We start from the raw sequence: 17,798 nt of genomic DNA on the forward strand, positions 1-17,798 counted from the left end.
TGTCCAATGGTGAAATGGGCTGAATTAGTGTCCCTTTTTCCACTTCATCTACCATAGGATAGGATACTGCAGCAGATTAGTTAACCTTTTTCCACTTAAAGAGTTACCGTAGGGTTCATGGGGAGTCGTTCTTCAGGTAACGCTAGAACCAAGGCGGCTGGACTGTCCAGGAGTGGACGGCACAGCCGTTTTGGTTCAAATATAAGCATTTATATGCTTCATGCTATAAATTATCCTTCTATTTCTCGCTGAAACGGGTACCGTCCTAATAAGGACGGTACCCGTTTCTACGGCTGCGGACAGATCGTGAAGGAAGCTCATCGTGTCCGCAGAATGACCCACACGATGATCATGCAGCCCCCATTTCAAGTCTCAACTGACTTCTGGGCGAGCGTTGTGCATGTGGTATAACAATATGAGCTCTAAGCAAGTCAAAGGACGCTTCTTGCCTATTGTACAACGATTCGTCTTCAGCATGCTCCCGTTGATTTTGGAGCGTGGAGCGGGGGGAATCCCTGCGGCCGTAAGCCCTGTGTTGTTATTCCCCCGCCTGGGTGATTTTACTCATTTCCGGGTGCCGGTTTATGCTAATAGCTGTGCCTTGCACGGTGCTCTTATGTGCTTCGGCCGTTCTTCCGCCGGAACATCTGTCCGAGCACCTCGCTGAGCACAAGGCCGGTTGCGATCGCTCCGCTGAGCAGCAGGGCCTGGACGGCAAACTGGATGGCCAGATTGTTGTCATTCTCGACGAACTTGCGCATGGCGTCATACGCCAGACCGCCCGGGACCAGCGGGATAATGCCGCCGACGCTGAAGATGATGACCGGCATCTTGAAGGAGCGGGCGAAGAACTGGCTGATCACCCCGACCGCTACAGTGGCTACAAAGGTGGCGACCACGGTATCCCATTTTTCATCGAGCTGCAGATACAGCATCCAGCCCACCATCCCGGCAAACCCGCATTGTACCAAGGCGCGCACCGGCGCATTGAACAGAATGCAGAAGGTGGCAGCGGCAATAAAACTGGTTATCAGTTGCAAAATCATGAACAGGTTACCTCTTTCACGTGGGGGATCAAAAAAGTGACAGCACAAGCCCGATGCCTGTCCCGATGGCAAACGCCGTCAGGAAGGCGTCGGCTCCCTTGGAGAGGCCGGAGACCAGATGGCCGGCCATCAAATCGCGGACCGCATTTGTAATAAGCAGTCCGGGCACAAGCGGCATCACCGAGCCGATAATAATCTTGTCCATTTCCCGGCCCACGCCGAGCCTCACAGAGAAAAAGGCGAGCAGTCCGATCAGAAAGGAGGCGGTGAATTCTGCGAAGAACCGGATCTGTACAAGCCGGTGCAGATATGTGGCCGCGGCGAACCCGAGACCGGACACCAGGAGGGCAGGCAGGGCATCCCACAGGCTGCCTTTGAACATGACCGTGAAGCAGGCTCCCGTTAGCGCAGCGGCTGCAATCTGCAGCCAGGCCGGATAAGCATGGGCCGCATCGTCTACGACGCCCAGCCGTTCGCGGGCTTCATTTGCCGTGATCTGGCGTTCACTCAACCGCCGTGAGATGTCGTTAACCTCCGAAACCTTCTGCAGATCGGTCGTCCGTTCGGCAATCCGGAACAGCTTCACCGGCTCCGTCCGGCTGGTGGTGAACATAATGACCGTCGGCGTTACGTAGCTGTGCGAGCCCGGAAAGCCGAGCGATGCCGCCATACGGCTCATGGTGTCCTCCACGCGGTAAGTTTCCGCACCGCTTTGCAGCATGATTTTGCCGGCCAGCAGGCACAGGTCGATAATGTCATGCGTGGAGGTTTTGCTGTTGCTGCTTGTGCTATCCAACTTCGTCGATCCTCCCCTGGAATGTTATATCTTCGATTGTCGCCGCAATTCCGCAAAAGATCAACCTTTATTCCTGTGACGGGGATTTTATTTTATTTTTCAAGGGTGCATAGACCGGTTGCCACACCGCCGGAGAGGATGGTCAGGATGGAGTGGAAAAAGGTTTCTTTGGAGATCAGCAGGCCGCCGGCTCCGATAATCAGGGCATCTGTCAGAAATATGATGACTCCCAGGTTGAGCGGAATATAGCGTTTAATGAACTTGGCCAGCAGATCCGTACCGCCTGTACTCGCTCCGAACCGCAGCATAAGCCCAAGGCCGGTGCCCATCAGGAAACCGCCAATAATCGCGCTGGAAACCGAGCCAAGCTCTACATAATACAGGAAGTAATATTGAAGGGGGCCAATAAGCTCAATCATAAAGGAGGAAATTACGAGGCCCAGCACACTGCTGTAAAAAATATCCCGCTCCTTCAGCCAGGCGAGGAGGAAGACGGGAGCACTGCACATAATGATGGCCAGTCCAATTTTTGCCCCGGAAATATAATTAATTATGAGAGCGATGCCGATAATTCCCCCATCAAGTATTTTGTAAGGAACCAGAAAGAAGTTCGTGCCTGTGGCGATCAGCAAGCCTGCGAGAAGGATAACGGCATACTTGACAAAAGCGTTCATATTCAACATCTCCAGATCTAAGGCATGTCTTCATGTACAACTGTTCTAATGAATATGCATTCGCATGGAAAAAAATAGCTAAAACGCAAAAAAATCCTGCTTGCGCAGGAGGATTAGGCATGAACGAGTCCAGGTTTTTCAGTTAAGACCCCCCTTTATTACATAACCCTCTCTTTAAAAGGATGAACGTGATATAGCATGTCTAGTGACAGCGGGTTTATTCGAAAACGATGCCTTATGAAAAGCATACTTGAAATTTACAGGCAGGGCAGGAGTGGTACGAATGAGCTTTATTTACAAAGTGCTGGTGAGCGATATGGAATTGCTGGCAGCCGCGTTGTCGGAAGTGAATGTAACCGTAGCCGTAAAAAGCGGAGCGGGGATAGTGGAGCCCGGAGGGCCGATCAGGGCCTATACCCCTAATTCCGTCCGTATCCGGGGGTTGCCCTACAACCGGGAGCTGCATGAATTCCGGGTTACCTTAGAATGGAAGGAGCGGAATTAGAGCAGCCTCCGGCCCCGGAGGCTCTGCTGAAGCACCACCGCCCGGCTGACCTGAATATTCTGTGACGTGGCGCCGTGTTTAGCGGGAATAGCGTTTGCGGAAGCGCAAGGGGGAGATGCCAACCTTGCTGGCAAAACGCCGTGAGAAATAGGCCGTGCTCTCAAATCCGGTGCGTTCGGCAACGCCGGCAATGGGGATTTCGGTCTTCAGCAGCAGCAGCTTGGCCTGCTCCAGCCGGTAATCGGTTAAATATTCCATAGGAGTCAGCCCGTAGACCCGTTTCATGCAGCGCGCCAGATAGTTATAGTGGAAATGCAGCGCATCCGCCAGGCTGACATTAGTCAGCGGCTCTGTATAGTGATTGCGTAAATAGGCTTCCGTCCGTTCGGCAATCTCCGCCCCGGGGCTTCCTCCGGCATCCTGCTGGCCAAGATCCAGCATCCGCAGCATGTCCTCAAAAATCCGCTGCTGCTGCCATACGGCGCTGGAACGCCTTCCCTGGCCCAGCTGCAGCAGCAGCTCTGCTTGGCCGCTTCGCTCAAAAGGATCGGGCAGGGAAGCGAACTGCGGCACACGGATGGTATAAGGATAGGTGAGGAACTTCTGAAGATGCTCTTCCCGGCTGGCATATACGGGATCACCCTCGGCCTCAACCCATTCGGCTACGGTGTGAAAATGCAGCCATACGAAGGACGTCGTTTCCTCGCAGGGCTTAACTGAGTAGTGGTAGCGGTCCGGCAGAAGAAGCAGGGTATGCCCGGCTGGCACAGCCCACTGTTTATGCTCCTCGCCAATGAACAGGCAGCCCTGTTCAACAATCAGCAGATCGAATTTCCCCATGCGGCTGCGGTTGGGATGCTGATCCCCCGGCTGATAGACGGTGCGGTCCCCCTCCAGAAAATAAGGGAAAGGCGGTGCCGCCAAATGGATATAAGATGGATTAAATGGCATGGCTGCGCTCCTTTTTATTATGCTTCATCGCAATGGCCTGCATCATTTGATGAGTGTGAAATTGTACAAAAACAGGGTTGCTTCTGATCCTGTTTTTTATTTATTTTACCGTCTATAATGGCAAATAGCGAGGATGAAATGAATGTAGAGGAGAAGTGGAAAATGAATAAAATCAGCGGAAATCAGCAAACAGCCGGCAATCTGTCCGCAGTTATCCGGGATGACTTCTGGGGACGTTATATCCAGCTGGTCCAGGAGGTGGTCATTCCTTATCAGTATGAAGCGCTCCATGACCGGCTGCCGGAAGCGGAGCCGAGCCATGCAATTGCCAATTTCGAGATTGCCGCCGGCAGAAGAACAGGGGAGTTTCACGGCTTTGTGTTTCAGGACAGTGATCTCGCCAAATGGTTGGAGGCCGTCGGCTACTCGCTTAGGCTGAAGCGCGACCCCGAGCTGGAGGCCCGGGCTGACGCGGTCATTGATCTGGTCGCCGCAGCGCAGCAGCCGGATGGTTATCTGAACACTTATTTTACAGTTAAGGAGCCCGGCAAACGCTGGACCAATCTTCAGGATTGCCATGAACTGTACTGTGCCGGACATTTCATCGAAGCTGCGGTTGCCTATTATGAAGCCACAGGCAAGGACAAGCTGCTGAATACGATGCGCCGTATGGTCGATCATATCAGTTCCGTATTTGGACCGGAGGAAGGCAAGCTGAAGGGCTATGACGGGCATCAGGAAATCGAGCTTGCGCTGGTGAAGCTGTACCGGCTGACGGGTGAGGAGCAATATCTGAAGCTCAGCAGCTTTTTTATCGATCAAAGAGGCCAGGAGCCTAATTTTCTGCGGCAGGAATGGGAGGCCAGGGACCGGGTTACGCATTGGAGCAGCAGTCCGGCGGGCAGCATAGATCTGAAATACTTTCAGGCACATATTCCGGTAAGGGAACAGACAGAAGCTGCGGGCCATTCCGTCAGGGCGGTCTATATGTATACGGCAATGGCGGATCTGGCAGCGCTTACCGGAGATCGTGCATTGCACGATGCCTGTGTAAGATTATGGGACAATATGACGGGCAAGCAGATGTATATTACCGGCGGCATCGGGTCCACACATAAGGGTGAAGCGTTTACCTTCGATTATGACCTGCCCAATGATACGGTGTATGCCGAGACCTGCGCTTCAATCGGACTGATCTTTTTTGCCCGGCGGATGCTGGAGCTGGAACCGGATGCGCGCTATGCGGATGTGATGGAACGGGCGCTCTACAATAACGTTCTTGGGTCTATGGCACAGGACGGCAGACACTATTTCTATGTGAATCCGCTGGAGGTCTGGCCGCAGGCCTGCACCTGCAATCCGGATAAGCATCACGTGAAATCCGAGCGCCAGGGCTGGTTCGGCTGCGCCTGCTGTCCGCCGAATGTGGCCCGGCTGCTGACCTCAATGAATCAGTATATCTACACAGTTCACGGGGACACCCTGTACACCAATCTGTACATTGGCAGTGAATTGAACATGACACTGGGAGGGACGGCAGTCGCTGTCAGCCAGCAGAGCAACTATCCCTGGGAAGGGACCGTCACATTGAAGGTTGATCCGGCGGAAGCTGCCGAGTTCGGCATCGCTTTGCGTATTCCTTCCTGGAGCAGCAGTGCTGAGATCAGAGTGGGCGGCGAGAAACTGAGTCTGGATGAAAATGTGGAGCAGGGATACTGCGTGATCCGCCGGGTCTGGAACGCCGGGGACACGATTGAGCTGAAGCTCTCGATGGAAGCGCACCGGGTCTATGCCCATCCGGAGCTGCGGGCAGACGCCGGGAAGACTGCTATCCAGCGCGGACCGCTCGTCTATTGCCTGGAGGCCGCCGATAACAGCACACCGCTGAGCTCGATAGCATTACATGAATCCGCTCCGTTCACAGAGCATTTTGAAGCTTCGCTGCTAGGCGGTGCAGTAGTAGTAAAAGGCCAAGGCAGCCGGATAGAGCAGGCGGGCTGGAGCGGCGGCTTGTACAGCAGAGCGAAGGCGCCTGTGGAAGCCGCCACGATTACGGCCATTCCCTATTATTTGTGGGGCAACCGCGGCAGCGGCGAGATGAAGGTATGGATTCCGGAGAGCAAGGCGTAAGCTGCGCCGAATGAATGCGGGATCACGTGAGATCATAAAATGACATACCCCAAGCCACCCGGCATACCGCTTCGGCAGTGTACGCCGGGTGGTTTTTGGTGCGCCGGGAATTGAAGACTACAAAATATGTTCAACATAAACTGAATATACGAAACAACAATTAAGTATTCCTTATCAATCTAAATATATTGTAAAACGATAAATATCATGTTATATTCAAGCTGACCACAACGCAGCGGGGGGCTTGGCAGGCGAGGCTAAGCGAAAAGGGAATGCCACAGAGCTAGAGACGGAAGAGAGGTTAAGCCGCCCGGCGCAGAAGAGGGGAGTATACTATTGAAATCCATAATACAGCTGCTGCATTTTGGCTATCATCAAGCGATGAGCTGCATATTTCCGGTTGCGATTTTTGGAACTTTAGCTCTTTCCAGCGCAATCGAGCTGCCCTTCATTTACCGTTATGATGCCATTCTTTTGATCCTGCTTGCCGTGCAGTACCTTATGTACCGCAGTGGATTAGAAACAATCGACGAGATCAAAGTGATCTGCGTATTTCATGTGATTGGTTTGCTGCTGGAAATCTATAAGGTAAGGATGGGGTCATGGGCATACCCTGAGCCCGGGTTAACGAAGCTGCTCGGTGTACCGCTCTATAGCGGATTTATGTATGCGAGTGTAGCAAGCTTTATGTGCCAGATCTGGCGCAGACTGAAGATGGATATGACCGGCTGGCCGGGGCTTGCTGCTGCGGGATTACTGGGAGGAGCCATCTATCTGAACTTTTTTACACATCATTTTATTCCTGATTTCCGCTGGTGGCTGACCGCGCTTGTGCTGATTGTCTTTTGGAGAACATGGATCATCTACCGGGTTCGCAACGCCACTTACCGGATGCCCTTGACCCTTGCTTTTTTTATTGTAGGTTTTTTTATCTGGTTAGCTGAAAATATAGCTACATTTTTTAATGCCTGGAGATATCCCAACCAATATCAGGCCTGGCATCTGGTCAGCCTCAGCAAGATCAGTTCGTGGTTCCTTCTGGTCATCATTAGCGTCATAATTGTTGCCCAGCTTAAACATGTCAAAGCCGGGCGGGAAACGAAAATCTGATCTAATCTATACGATGATAGAATTCCAGCTTCTGCATGTTAGGTTACCTGGCTAAAGTATTGGGATAGAATCTCCGCAATAACTTGCTTATATTCGTTAATGTCATAAGATGAGTTATTCACTTTTTGCTTGGCTATTTTTAAGCCGCTAAAAATTTCTGCTTCCAGCTTTCTTCTGGCCTGAAGAACCTGCAGGGTTCCCTCCAGACCTGTGTGCCCATGCTTTTTTCCATAACCCTGGTTTGTATAATATTCAATGAAGCCCCCGGACCATTCTTCAGGTCTTTCTGCAACAGCCTTTCGGAAAGAATGATCAAGATCGTTCTGTTCGACGTAAATCAACAATGGATTCAGCCGCTCCGCGATCACTGCCAGCTCCGCAACATAACTTATAACATCTTCCTTCTGTGCGCCGTATTTAATCATTCCTATGGTTACAGGGTTTTGTATAAAGCAGCAATCAAAAACAAAGATGTCTGAGCCCTTTAGTGCACCATCTGCGAACTTTTTCCAGCGCTCTGCTATCAGTTTTCTGTTTTGATCCAGCGGCAATTCATACACATCATTTCCGGCTGATGCATGCAGCAGCTCATCTGGAAAGCTTGCTCCGTATTCATTTTTAAGTTTCCGGTAGGCCATGAAGTAATTGTTATCTTGTTTGACCACACGATTGCTTAATAGATCTCTATGCTTTTCAAAGGTACTCAATAGTTCAACGAATTCATTTTTTGTAAAATGGGCGACTCCATCGTAATCCGCAGGATGATCCAAATCCCCTTCTAGAAAAAGCCGGGATGTTAGGTTCATTTCTGTGAGAATTTCATGAACAAGCTGAGCCGTTGTGGTCTTCCCGGACCCTGGTAATCCCTCAATCAAAACTAACTTCGATTTCATAATAAAAGTCCCTCCATTCGTAATTTGGAGGATATGCGGGCCAGGATTAATAGAGATGCGGCTTCCCGTGAAAAGAAAAGCGGATACCCTAAGGTATCCGCAGAATAGGTTGAAGTTACACCTTTCCCTGCATACCCTGTAAGATTAAAGAAAAGCATGCCAAAAAGAATAGTGTATCCACTATTACAGGCATCCTCCCGGAATGTTAATCTTTACAGAGTAATCCACATGATAAGCTTATGCTCCTTTGTATGCATCTCTATGATGTAGATTAACATCGTTTAGAGATAAATACAAACCGGGCTCCCCTATACAAAAGGAGAAGCCCGGTTGCCTTTACAAAACCGCACTGGCGGAGCAGAAGTTAATTAGCCCAGCTCTACAACGACATGATGCACAGCGCCGTCGCCCACAGGGACGATGATGTTGCCTCCTACGGCTGTGCCGTCGAGGGTAAGGCTGGCTACGCCCTTGGAGACATGGTTCGGATTCTTGATCTGAATCACGTAAGTATCTCCACGGAAGACGCGGGTGATTTCGAAGCTGTCCCACGCTGCAGGGATACAAGGATCTACTTTCAGACCGGCGAAATCCGCTTGAATTCCGAGAATCGACTGTGTGATCGCCACATAGTTCCAGGCAGCGGTACCTGTCAGCCAGGAGTTTTTCGCTTCCCCGTGGCGTACGGCATCTTTACCTGCGATCATTTGCGAGTACACGTACGGTTCCATACGGTGAACTTCGCTGATGTCTTCCAGGTAAGCCGGAGCAATTTTCTTATAGATTTCAAAAGCTCTGTCGCCATGGCCCAGCACGGTTTCGGCAATCATGATCCATGGGTTGTTGTGGCAGAAAATACCCGCATTTTCCTTGTAGCCTGGAGGGTATGTGGAAATTTCACCCAGGTTCAGATAGTACTTGGAGTAAGGCGGCTGCTGCAAAACGATACCGTATTTCGTATCCAGGCGTTCCTGTACGGAAGTCAGGGCCTTGGCCGCTTGACCGTCTTCTACCCCGATACCGGCCATTACGCAAATCCCCTGCGGCTCGATGAAGATCTGGCCTTCCTCATTTTCCTTGCTGCCGACCTTGTCGCCGTAGTGATCGTAAGCGCGGAGGAACCAGTCGCCGTCGAAGCCGTGGGTCAGTGTGATTTCACGCATATTGTCGATCTTCGCAACTGCATCCGCAGCTGCATCGTCCAGTCCGCGCATACGGCAGATTTCGGCATAGTCCGGTCCAACGAAGACGAACAGACCTGCGATAAACACGGATTCCGCTATGCCGCCTGCGATATTCTCAGTCGTCTGGAACGATTCGCCCGGTTCGGTGGAGAAGCAGTTCAGGTTCAGACAGTCATTCCAGTCTGCGCGTCCGATCAGCGGCAGGCCATGCGGTCCGAGGTTGTTGGTGACGTGTTCGAAGGAACGCTTCAAATGCTCGAACAGGGTAGCGGTATTGTCCGGATTGCTGTCAAAAGGAACCTGCTCATCCAGAATGGAATAGTCGCCGGTTTCCTTGATGTAGGCAGCGGTTCCTGAAATCAGCCAGAGCGGATCGTCATTGAAGCCGGAGCCGACTTCGTTGTTGCCTTTTTTGGTGAGCGGCTGGTACTGGTGGTACGCGCTGCCGTCTTCGAACTGGGTAGCCGCGATATCCAGGATACGTTCTCTGGCCCGCTCAGGAATCTGATGCACGAACCCGAGCAAGTCCTGGTTGGAGTCACGGAAGCCCATGCCGCGGCCAATCCCGGATTCAAAATAGGATGCCGAACGGGACATGTTGAAGGTAACCATACATTGGTATGGATTCCAGATGTTAACCATGCGGTTAAGCTTCTCGTCGCCGCTCTGGATCTGATATTTGGACAGCAGGTTATCCCAGTGCGCAGCCAGAACTGCAAGAGCAGCATCCACCTGGGCGTCTGTAGCGAACTGTTCGATGACAGCCAGCGCCGGTTTTTTGTTGATGACATTCAGCGCTTCCCATTTCTCGTCTTCGGGATTTTCGATGTAGCCGAGCACAAAGATGAAGCTTTGCTCTTCGCCAGGCTCCAGCGTGATGTTCAGGGCGTGGGAGCCGATCGGCGACCAGCCGCTGGCTACGGAATTGGCGGCTTCACCGGCTGCAACCGCCTGCGGGTTATCCAGGCCGTTGTACATGCCGAGGAACGATTCACGGTCGGTATCGAAGCCGTCGATTGGTTTGTTCACAGAATAGAAAGCGTAATGGTTTCTGCGCTCGCGGTATTCGGTTTTGTGGTAAATGACGGAATCCTTGACTTCAACTTCGCCGGTGCTGAGGTTGCGCTGGAAGTTGGTCATATCATCCTGGGCATTCCAGAGACAGAATTCGGCAAAAGAGAACAGCTTCACGGATTTCTTCGCGGAGCCGGTATTCTTAACCACCAGCCGGTGCACTTCGGCGTTGTGGCCCATCGGTACAAAAGCGAGCTGGTTCACGGAAATGCCGTTACGTTCGCCTGTGATCGAGGTATAGCCGAGACCGTGACGGCACTCGTAGAAATCGAGGTCGCGCTTAACCGGCATCCAGCCCGGGGTCCAGAAATCACCGCCGTCATACAGATAGTAGTAGCGTCCGCCTGTGTCCAGCGGAATATTGTTATACCGGTAACGGGTAAGTCTTCTCATACGGGCATCCCGGTAGAAGGTGTAACCGCCGGCAGTATTGGAGATGAGGCCGAAAAACTGCTCGTTGCCGAGGTAGTTAATCCATGGGTAAGGCGTTTTAGGAGTGTTGATTACGTACTCTTTGCGAGTGTCGTCAAAGGTTCCGAATTTCATAAGAGAATAGTCTCCTTTCAATTGTGAACGCGCGTTTACAAGACTGAGAAAAAATCCCTCGGGGGAAAGGGAGTTTCTCGGAATGAAAATAATTTGTAGGGCTGGAGAGGAAAATGGTATCCAGCCATGGAAGCCTCAGATCTTCGGCGGCTGGCAGGAATCTCTCTGGACAAGCCTGGCCGGGAAGCTGATGGTACTGAAGGTCGGCTGGCGGGAATCGCACAGCTCAATCACTTTTTCGACTGCGGCCTTGGACATTTCATAAATCGGCAGACGGACGGAGGTCAGCTTCGGATGAATGCGTGAAGCCAGCTGCACATCGTCGAATCCGGCGATGGAGATGTCCTCCGGTACGGATATTCCGTGTTCAGAGAACGCTTCCATTGCAGAGATAGCCATGTCATCGTTGGCGGAGAAGAAGGCGGTCGGCAGAGCAGCGCCGGAAGCCAGCAGCTTCGTGACCTCTTCATAAGCGGTCTCTTTGAGAAAATCACCCTGCAGGATGAAGCTCTCCCTCAGCGCCAATCCATGCTTCTTCAGCGTATCCTCGTATGCCATGTAACGCTCCCGCCCGGAGTACGTATTCATGCGCCCGCAGATCATGCCAATTTCTTCATGGCCCAGGCTGATCAGGTACTCAATCGCTTCGACGGTGCCCTCATAGTCCTTGGAATTCACGATAGCCAGATGATTGCGGTCCAGATGTTCTGACATAATCTCCGAAATGTCGTAATCGATCAGCACAAGCGGAAATTCAAGATTGACCATTTCCCGCACGATATCAATATCCTTCTGGGTGCCGACGATAATGCCGCCGTCAATCCGTTTCTGCAGGAAGGCCTGCTTCACCTTCAGGAAATCGTCCGGAGAATATACGGTGTGGATCAGCACATAACAGCCGCGGGCATTCGCAGTGTCGACAACGGCATCAACGAAAGGCGCGAAGTAATTGTTCTGATAAATCCGGGTCGCATTCTCTTTCTCATTCATGCTGATAGCGAAAAGCCCGATCGTGTCGGTCTTCTTGCCGGCCAGAGCCCGGGCGAAGCTGTTGGGTTCGTACTGATGCTGCTCAATCACCTTCAGCACCTTGGCCCGGGTCTCCTCAGGGACGTTGGAATAATTGTTGATCACGCGGGAAACCGTGCTTCGGGATACCCCGGCGAGCTTTGCTATATCTTCGCTGCGCATAATGCCCCCTTTACGTAAACGCGCGTTTATGAACCCATTGTAAAATAAAACCCTCCGGAAATCAATCACCCGGTCCAAGAAATTTGCTTGCCCAATCTCCTGATCTGCGTTACAAATAAATGCAGCAGGAAAAAAGAAAGGCAGAGAGGAGGAGGAGAGATGCTTATTCAGGCAATAGATTCCGCCACCCGCCAAGCGGCGCTTCAGATTAGCGGAACAGTCATCGTATCCAGAGGACGGATGCATAAGCTGGCAGAGCTGCCCGGATACTGCGCTGTGCTGGACGGCAAGGTGCATGCGGCCATTTATTATTGCTGCCGGGACGGGGAATGCGAAATCGTCTCTCTGGACAGCAAGACTGAGAATATCGGGGCGGGCAGCCGGTTAATCGAACGGGTTGTGGAAGAGGCAGCCCGTGCGGGGTGCACCAGAGTATGGCTCATTACCTCAAACGACAACAGCAAGGCCATCCGCTTTTATCAGAAAAGAGGCTTCGACCTTACAGCGGTGCATAGAGAGGCGATTACGGAAGCCCGAAAGCTCAAGCCGTCGATTCCGCTAACTGGGTATGACGGCATTCCGGTGCGGCATGAGGTGGAGTTTGAATATAGGCTGGATTAGAAGGAGGCAGCCGAGGGGAATTTGGATGGTAGACATGAGGCTATGCTTAATGAAAGTCCCGTTCTATACGGTAAAAAATTTGAAAGTTTCATACACTCCCTTAATAATTACCCGTTATAGTAGGAGTAACACCTGTTGTATGCACCTGGCCTTGCCGGTTACCGGCAGGGTCCTTTTTAGTTTTCGGCAGCATTGGGGTTGGGATATCATGAGAATGTTGCCGGCCGATGCAGGCAGAAGAAAGGCCACGTCCGGGCGCAGCCTGGGCTTAGGGGGCAAACGATACATTTTGAACAATATAACGGATGATAAAAAATGCGATAATCAGCAAAGAAGCCAGTCCGAGTAAAAAAGAGACGACTGCTTTATCGGATCGTTTGAGTTTGCTCATTGATTTCACCTCTGGGATTAAAGCTGACAAAACGTTTTATGGTCCAGTAAGGGAGCGTAAGCCGCCCTTCTTGGGTCGAAACCTCCAAAACATCGGCAACAGGATTGATTTCACATTTTCCAGTATAAGTTTCTCCGCTTACCAGATGAACACGTTGACACATACTGGTAACGAGTGCGAGCTGAATGTCCTTTTTTTTCATTTCGTCCACATCCCTTGCTTCTATCTCTAAAATACTTTGTATTAATTATTTAAACCGAATTAGCAATCATTAACAGTCATTAAAGTTACATCTTTGTTATTATTTACGTGGATAGGCCTAAATGTATAGCCATTTCCTGTATGCCCAAGCGTATGGGGGAATTCCGCATATTCTAAGCTGTACTCTATTTTAAGGAGGAATTGAATTATGGGTGAAAATGTTGGCGGATACGGCGGCGGATATGGCGCATTTACTTCTACCGGTGCTATCCTGGTTCTGTTCATTTTGCTGGTAATCATCTCCAAAACTATTTTGCTGTAAGCTTGATTACTACAACTCACTGCTGCTAACGCTCATTGCAACTGCAGGCCAAAAGCCGCCAGCTCTCAAGCTGGCGGCTTTTGATTGAAGCTGGACGGAATTACCCGGCAGTGCCGACCAGTTCTTTTTCCAAAGTATAAAAGCTTCTGAATCTGCCCCCTTGCTTAAGCAGCTCCTCCAGACTTCCCGTCTCGGCGATCTGCCCATCCTCCATATATATAATCTGGTCGTATAAGCCAAGCAGCTCCTCATTCATATTATGGGTGATCGTAATCAGGGTCAGCTCATTAATCTTCAGTAATCTGCTCTCGATTTCGTAAGCGGTCTGCATATCAATAGCCGAGGTGCCTTCATCCAGGACCAGAATCGGCTTATTGCGGATCAGTGCCCGGGCGACGGCAATCCGCTGCCGCTGGCCTCCCGACAGCTGCAGACCGTTCTCTCCGACAGGGGAGAGCAGGCCATCCGGTGTATTCTGCAAAAACTTATGAATTCCGCTGGTGTGAAGGGCCGTATCCAGCATTTGCTCCGAAAACTCCTCATGCAGGCATATGTTGTGCCTGATATCGGAATCAAACATATATACATTCTGATGGATGGTGGAGACCATTTGCTGCAGCTTCTCCCTGTCAAGCCGTCTCACATCCGTGCCGTCAAGCTCAATGGAACCGTCAAAGCGGTCATAATACCCCGTCAACAATTTGACCAGGGTTGATTTCCCGCAGCCGCTGGGACCTACCAGCGCGTATTTTTTTCCTTTCTCCAGACTAAGGGAAATATCTTGTATTACCGGATTTCCCGGTTTGTAGCTGAACTGCAGATGCCGGGCCTCCAATGTGCTGTTAAATACAGGAGGAAGTCCTTCTGCATCCGGCTCCTGTTTCTCTCCGGTGAGCCAATCGATGCGTTCCCGAACAGGTTTAATCCCCTGGATTTTGGGGAGATTCTCCATGATGGCCAGCATCGGACCCACAAAACCGCCGCTTAGCTGAACCAGGGCGACCAGGCTTCCGGCGGACAGCCTGCCGGTAATGATCAGATAGGCGGCAATAAAAACAACTGCAAACTGTGTCAGAATCGCTAAAGTTTGGGACACACTTTCATTGAAGGCGAACAGCCGGTCAGCGGCAAACCGGACCCCGGCGGCCCGGTGGTTCTGCTGTTTGAAGGTGTCCCCGGCATACTTGCCCATAGCGTAGGATGTAATCACCTCGTACCCGGATAATAAATCCTTCAGGCTTGCGGTGAACGCGGACATTTGGCTGGAGACTTCACTTTGCTTATGCTGCAGCGCTTTGCCGAATAGAGAGGGAATGGCAAACATGAGCACCATGCATCCAATCAGGATCACAGTCACCAAGGGGCTGAGATAGAGCAGTATCCCCAAAGAAACAGCAAATACCACTACATTCTGCAGAACCTGCAGCATAGGCTGGATATAGTTGTCCTCCAGCAGCTTGATATCATTGGTGAGTGCAGACAAATAATCAGCTGTATTGGTTGCTGAGAAGGTTTCGGGCTTCTGCCCGAATACGCCGCGAAACACCCGCTCGCGCAGTGAAATCGTCACATTGCGGATCAAAGCTTTGCTGCACAGCGAATAGATAAATCCGAACACCCCCAAAAGCAGCAAATAAACAGCCGACAGCAGCAGAATTTCCCGGAAAAGCTGTCTGTCTCCCTGCAAAGCAGCGTCAATCACCTTTTGCAGGATGAGAGCAATGAGTACTCCCGCTGCTGAGGTGAGAATACTGCATAACAGTGTAACGGTAAGCAGTACTTTGTGCTCGCGGACCGCTTGTTTCATAACATTTTCCACTCCCTAAGTTAGATTGCGGTAAAATAATAAATGAAATATACCATATAAATTAGATTATGGTCAAATATATAAGTTAGTTATCGAATTTACGGTTATAAAAAAACTCCCCGCAGCCTTGCGGGAAGCCTTTTGCTTTTACAGCAGATACCGTTCCAGTTCATCAATCAAAAGCCTTATATTGTCCGTCTCCAAATGGTAGTGGACTTTACTGTTCTTTTTGTCAATACCCACCATCCCGCTAGCCAACAGCACATTCATATGATGGGATACTGTAGCAGCCGACAGCCCTAACTGTTCAGCGATCTCCAGATTGTATTTGGGACTGGCCTTCAGTGAAGATAGGATCTGCAATTTGCTGTTATCGGCCAGCGCCTTTAACCGCATAAGCAGGTATTCTCTGGAATCGGTAATATAATTACCGGAGATGGGGAGTGAAGCTACATACAATCCGCAATAGCATTGCGAGACGTACATCACCTGACCCAGAGGCATGATCAAAGTGGGATGGAGAGTACTGTTCCGGGTAAAAAACTCAATGAGCTTGAGAAACCGCTTATCACCGTTCTCATGAATCGATTGCACTAACTTGGGAATCAGCTTGCCAAGCGGCTTTTCGACCTCCTTACAGGCATGTTCAAAAGCGGGGAGATTCCTGGTTACCGCACTCACCAGCGCCGACATATGTTTGCGGGGCTGCTGCAGCAAGCTCATCAGCTTCCATTTCACGCCTTCCTCAAACGGACACTCCTCAAGAAAGCTAATGATCTCATCCAATGAACGTACATGAAGCTGCGGCCCCTCAACGGCAGAACTGTGCTGCTCACTGTGTTCCTGTATCAATACCTGAAGCAGCGCCTCCCGGATCCGGTCTTCAGACACTTCTTCAAGCTCCGTAAGCCAGTTGGCATTTTCACACAGCAGAGCCAGCAGCACAGAGAAATACGTCTCATCCGTAAAAAACAGGCGGTCACTGTCCTCAATCATCTGATGCTTTTGAAAGGCCTGGACATATTTGTCGATGACCTTCAGATTTTTATTGTAAAAGGCCTCGCCGTCTATGCCGAATTTGTCCAGCTCAATGATCGTCTGTTCCTTATGCTGTTTCCCGTTGCTGCTGACATAGAGCAAGCCCATTATTTCAAAAAGAGGATCGAGCTGTTCCCGGATATCGAGGTTCATGGCGCCTCCAACTTATTAGTAGAATTTGGTGTTCGTCTAATCTATTATATGTCTGTGGTCATTATAATGTCGATTTGTTCTTCATCACCCATATAAAAAGAGTGGCTCCCCGTTTGGACAAACCCCATTTTCTTATAAAACGCAATCGCATTTTCATTCTTTTCCCATACGCCCAGCCAGATTTTCTTTTTATTCTGTTCCACCGCAATTTCTAAGGCTTTATTTAGCAGCACTTTACCCAGCCCGTGTTTTTGAAATTTGTGCTTTATATAGATCCTCTCGATTTCCAGCGCTTCATCACCCATTTCTTCAGACTGGGCCTCATTGGTATTTACCTTTAAATATCCGGCGGCTTCATGATTAGAATAAATCAGAAAGAATTGCGTAAAAATATGGGATAATTCTTTTTCTAATTGGTTTAAGTTAAATGCCCTTTCCAAATAGGCCTTCATATTTTCAGGTGAATTCTGATCCTTAAACGTCTCCTTAAACGTTTCATAACTGACTTCTTGAAGCTGGCATAAATCTTTTAGGGCACATGCTTTTATGTGTATAGTCATTTAAATAGCGCTCCTTTATAATTAATAAATTCTCTTGTTTCCTTTTTTTACAAATTCCCAGTCTTTTTCTACATTTTTTCTTACTCTTTGAAGCAGAGTGAACATGGTTTCTAATTCACTTTCGGAAAATCCCCTTAGTGCAACCAGATTGGAATGATCATTTTCTCTTTTTATAAAAGGATAAACATGCTGCCCTTTTTCTGTTGGAAAGAGGTTTTTATTTTTTTTGTTATGTTTGTCTTCCTTTTTTTCAATAAAACCGTTAATTTCAAGTTTTTTTATAGCACGGGTTGCTGTTGACCGGTCTACTTTTATCATCTCAGCTAACTTTTCTTGGATGATTCCTGGATGTTCACATATCCGCACAAGGTACAAATACTGCCCTTTTGTAAGGTCATATTCTTTAAATTCTATATTGCTCATGGAATCCAGTGCCCTTGCTATCATTCCGATTTCCCGAAGAATTTCCTTCATCATTAAACTCCTTAGCAGATGTTTTTGTTGCAAATGCAATAAAAGCAGGACAGATTAAATTTAACCTAACTTTATTGCATTTGCAACAAAAAAGATTAATCCTGGAACTCCACCTTTGCTGTACAGGAAGG

At 49.9% G+C, this 17,798-nt stretch carries 17 protein-coding genes; 5 read left to right on the forward strand and 12 right to left on the reverse strand.

The window, feature by feature from the left end:
• Nucleotides 1–614: 614 nt before the first annotated feature.
• The 3 genes from PRIO_RS13855 to PRIO_RS13865 all read right to left on the reverse strand — a co-directional run bounded on the left by PRIO_RS13855 (nucleotide 615) and on the right by PRIO_RS13865 (nucleotide 2,516).
• Nucleotides 615–1,046, reverse strand: a complete 432-nt coding sequence (locus tag PRIO_RS13855; protein WP_020432402.1) for a threonine/serine exporter family protein — start codon at nucleotides 1,044–1,046, stop codon at nucleotides 615–617.
• Nucleotides 1,047–1,074: 28 nt separating this feature from the next.
• Complete coding sequence (locus tag PRIO_RS13860) at nucleotides 1,075–1,842, reverse strand: threonine/serine exporter family protein (RefSeq protein WP_020432399.1); 768 nt, start codon at nucleotides 1,840–1,842, stop codon at nucleotides 1,075–1,077.
• Between the two features lie 92 nt (nucleotides 1,843–1,934).
• Nucleotides 1,935–2,516: a YitT family protein gene (locus PRIO_RS13865; RefSeq protein WP_020432397.1), complete on the reverse strand. Its 582-nt coding sequence runs from the start codon at nucleotides 2,514–2,516 to the stop codon at nucleotides 1,935–1,937.
• 283 nt (nucleotides 2,517–2,799) lie between these two features.
• Here PRIO_RS13865 and PRIO_RS13870 point away from each other — a divergent pair, with 283 nt between their 5' ends.
• Complete coding sequence (locus PRIO_RS13870) at nucleotides 2,800–3,021, forward strand: hypothetical protein (protein WP_020432395.1); 222 nt, start codon at nucleotides 2,800–2,802, stop codon at nucleotides 3,019–3,021.
• A gap of 78 nt (nucleotides 3,022–3,099) precedes the next feature.
• Here the strand turns inward: PRIO_RS13870 and PRIO_RS13875 are convergent, their stop codons facing one another.
• On the reverse strand, nucleotides 3,100–3,972 hold the full coding sequence (locus PRIO_RS13875) for a helix-turn-helix transcriptional regulator (protein ID WP_020432393.1): 873 nt from the start codon (nucleotides 3,970–3,972) through the stop codon (nucleotides 3,100–3,102).
• A gap of 162 nt (nucleotides 3,973–4,134) precedes the next feature.
• Between PRIO_RS13875 and PRIO_RS13880 the strand changes: the two genes are divergently transcribed.
• Nucleotides 4,135–6,102, forward strand: coding sequence for a glycoside hydrolase family 127 protein (locus PRIO_RS13880; protein WP_020432391.1), 1,968 nt, complete (start codon nucleotides 4,135–4,137; stop codon nucleotides 6,100–6,102).
• Nucleotides 6,103–6,438: 336 nt separating this feature from the next.
• On the forward strand, nucleotides 6,439–7,212 hold the full coding sequence (locus tag PRIO_RS13885; protein ID WP_020432390.1) for a DUF817 domain-containing protein: 774 nt from the start codon (nucleotides 6,439–6,441) through the stop codon (nucleotides 7,210–7,212).
• Nucleotides 7,213–7,250: 38 nt separating this feature from the next.
• Here PRIO_RS13885 and PRIO_RS13890 read toward each other — a convergent pair whose 3' ends face one another.
• From PRIO_RS13890 to PRIO_RS13900, 3 genes are all read right to left on the reverse strand, one after another.
• On the reverse strand, nucleotides 7,251–8,105 hold the full coding sequence (locus tag PRIO_RS13890) for a P-loop NTPase family protein (protein WP_020432389.1): 855 nt from the start codon (nucleotides 8,103–8,105) through the stop codon (nucleotides 7,251–7,253).
• Nucleotides 8,106–8,473: 368 nt separating this feature from the next.
• Nucleotides 8,474–10,909: a glycoside hydrolase family 94 protein gene (locus PRIO_RS13895; protein WP_046502977.1), complete on the reverse strand. Its 2,436-nt coding sequence runs from the start codon at nucleotides 10,907–10,909 to the stop codon at nucleotides 8,474–8,476.
• A gap of 135 nt (nucleotides 10,910–11,044) precedes the next feature.
• Nucleotides 11,045–12,100, reverse strand: coding sequence for a LacI family DNA-binding transcriptional regulator (locus PRIO_RS13900; protein ID WP_020432387.1), 1,056 nt, complete (start codon nucleotides 12,098–12,100; stop codon nucleotides 11,045–11,047).
• Between the two features lie 159 nt (nucleotides 12,101–12,259).
• On the opposite strand from PRIO_RS13900, the gene PRIO_RS13905 reads away from it, so the two are divergent.
• Nucleotides 12,260–12,721 (forward strand): GNAT family N-acetyltransferase, encoded by a 462-nt coding sequence (locus PRIO_RS13905; RefSeq protein ID WP_020432386.1) that lies wholly within the window; start codon nucleotides 12,260–12,262, stop codon nucleotides 12,719–12,721.
• Nucleotides 12,722–13,086: 365 nt separating this feature from the next.
• On the opposite strand, the gene PRIO_RS35545 is transcribed toward PRIO_RS13905, so the two are convergent.
• Nucleotides 13,087–13,314 (reverse strand): hypothetical protein, encoded by a 228-nt coding sequence (locus tag PRIO_RS35545; protein WP_020432384.1) that lies wholly within the window; start codon nucleotides 13,312–13,314, stop codon nucleotides 13,087–13,089.
• A 207-nt stretch (nucleotides 13,315–13,521) separates the two neighbouring features.
• Here PRIO_RS35545 and PRIO_RS36755 point away from each other — a divergent pair, with 207 nt between their 5' ends.
• Nucleotides 13,522–13,635: a YjcZ family sporulation protein gene (locus PRIO_RS36755; RefSeq protein ID WP_208619445.1), complete on the forward strand. Its 114-nt coding sequence runs from the start codon at nucleotides 13,522–13,524 to the stop codon at nucleotides 13,633–13,635.
• Nucleotides 13,636–13,735: 100 nt separating this feature from the next.
• Here the strand turns inward: PRIO_RS36755 and PRIO_RS13915 are convergent, their stop codons facing one another.
• The 4 genes from PRIO_RS13915 to PRIO_RS13930 form a co-directional block, all read right to left on the reverse strand.
• Nucleotides 13,736–15,442: an ABC transporter ATP-binding protein gene (locus tag PRIO_RS13915; protein ID WP_020432383.1), complete on the reverse strand. Its 1,707-nt coding sequence runs from the start codon at nucleotides 15,440–15,442 to the stop codon at nucleotides 13,736–13,738.
• A gap of 147 nt (nucleotides 15,443–15,589) precedes the next feature.
• On the reverse strand, nucleotides 15,590–16,633 hold the full coding sequence (locus PRIO_RS13920; protein ID WP_020432382.1) for an ArsR/SmtB family transcription factor: 1,044 nt from the start codon (nucleotides 16,631–16,633) through the stop codon (nucleotides 15,590–15,592).
• A 44-nt stretch (nucleotides 16,634–16,677) separates the two neighbouring features.
• Complete coding sequence (locus tag PRIO_RS13925) at nucleotides 16,678–17,193, reverse strand: spermidine/spermine N(1)-acetyltransferase (protein WP_046502980.1); 516 nt, start codon at nucleotides 17,191–17,193, stop codon at nucleotides 16,678–16,680.
• 21 nt (nucleotides 17,194–17,214) lie between these two features.
• The gene (locus PRIO_RS13930) at nucleotides 17,215–17,667 is read right to left on the reverse strand and encodes a MarR family winged helix-turn-helix transcriptional regulator (protein WP_046502983.1); all 453 of its coding nucleotides are present in this window, start codon (nucleotides 17,665–17,667) and stop codon (nucleotides 17,215–17,217) included.
• Nucleotides 17,668–17,798: the final 131 nt, after the last annotated feature.

It is taken from the genome of Paenibacillus riograndensis SBR5 (assembly GCF_000981585.1).
Lineage (GTDB): Bacteria > Bacillota > Bacilli > Paenibacillales > Paenibacillaceae > Paenibacillus_AQ > Paenibacillus_AQ riograndensis.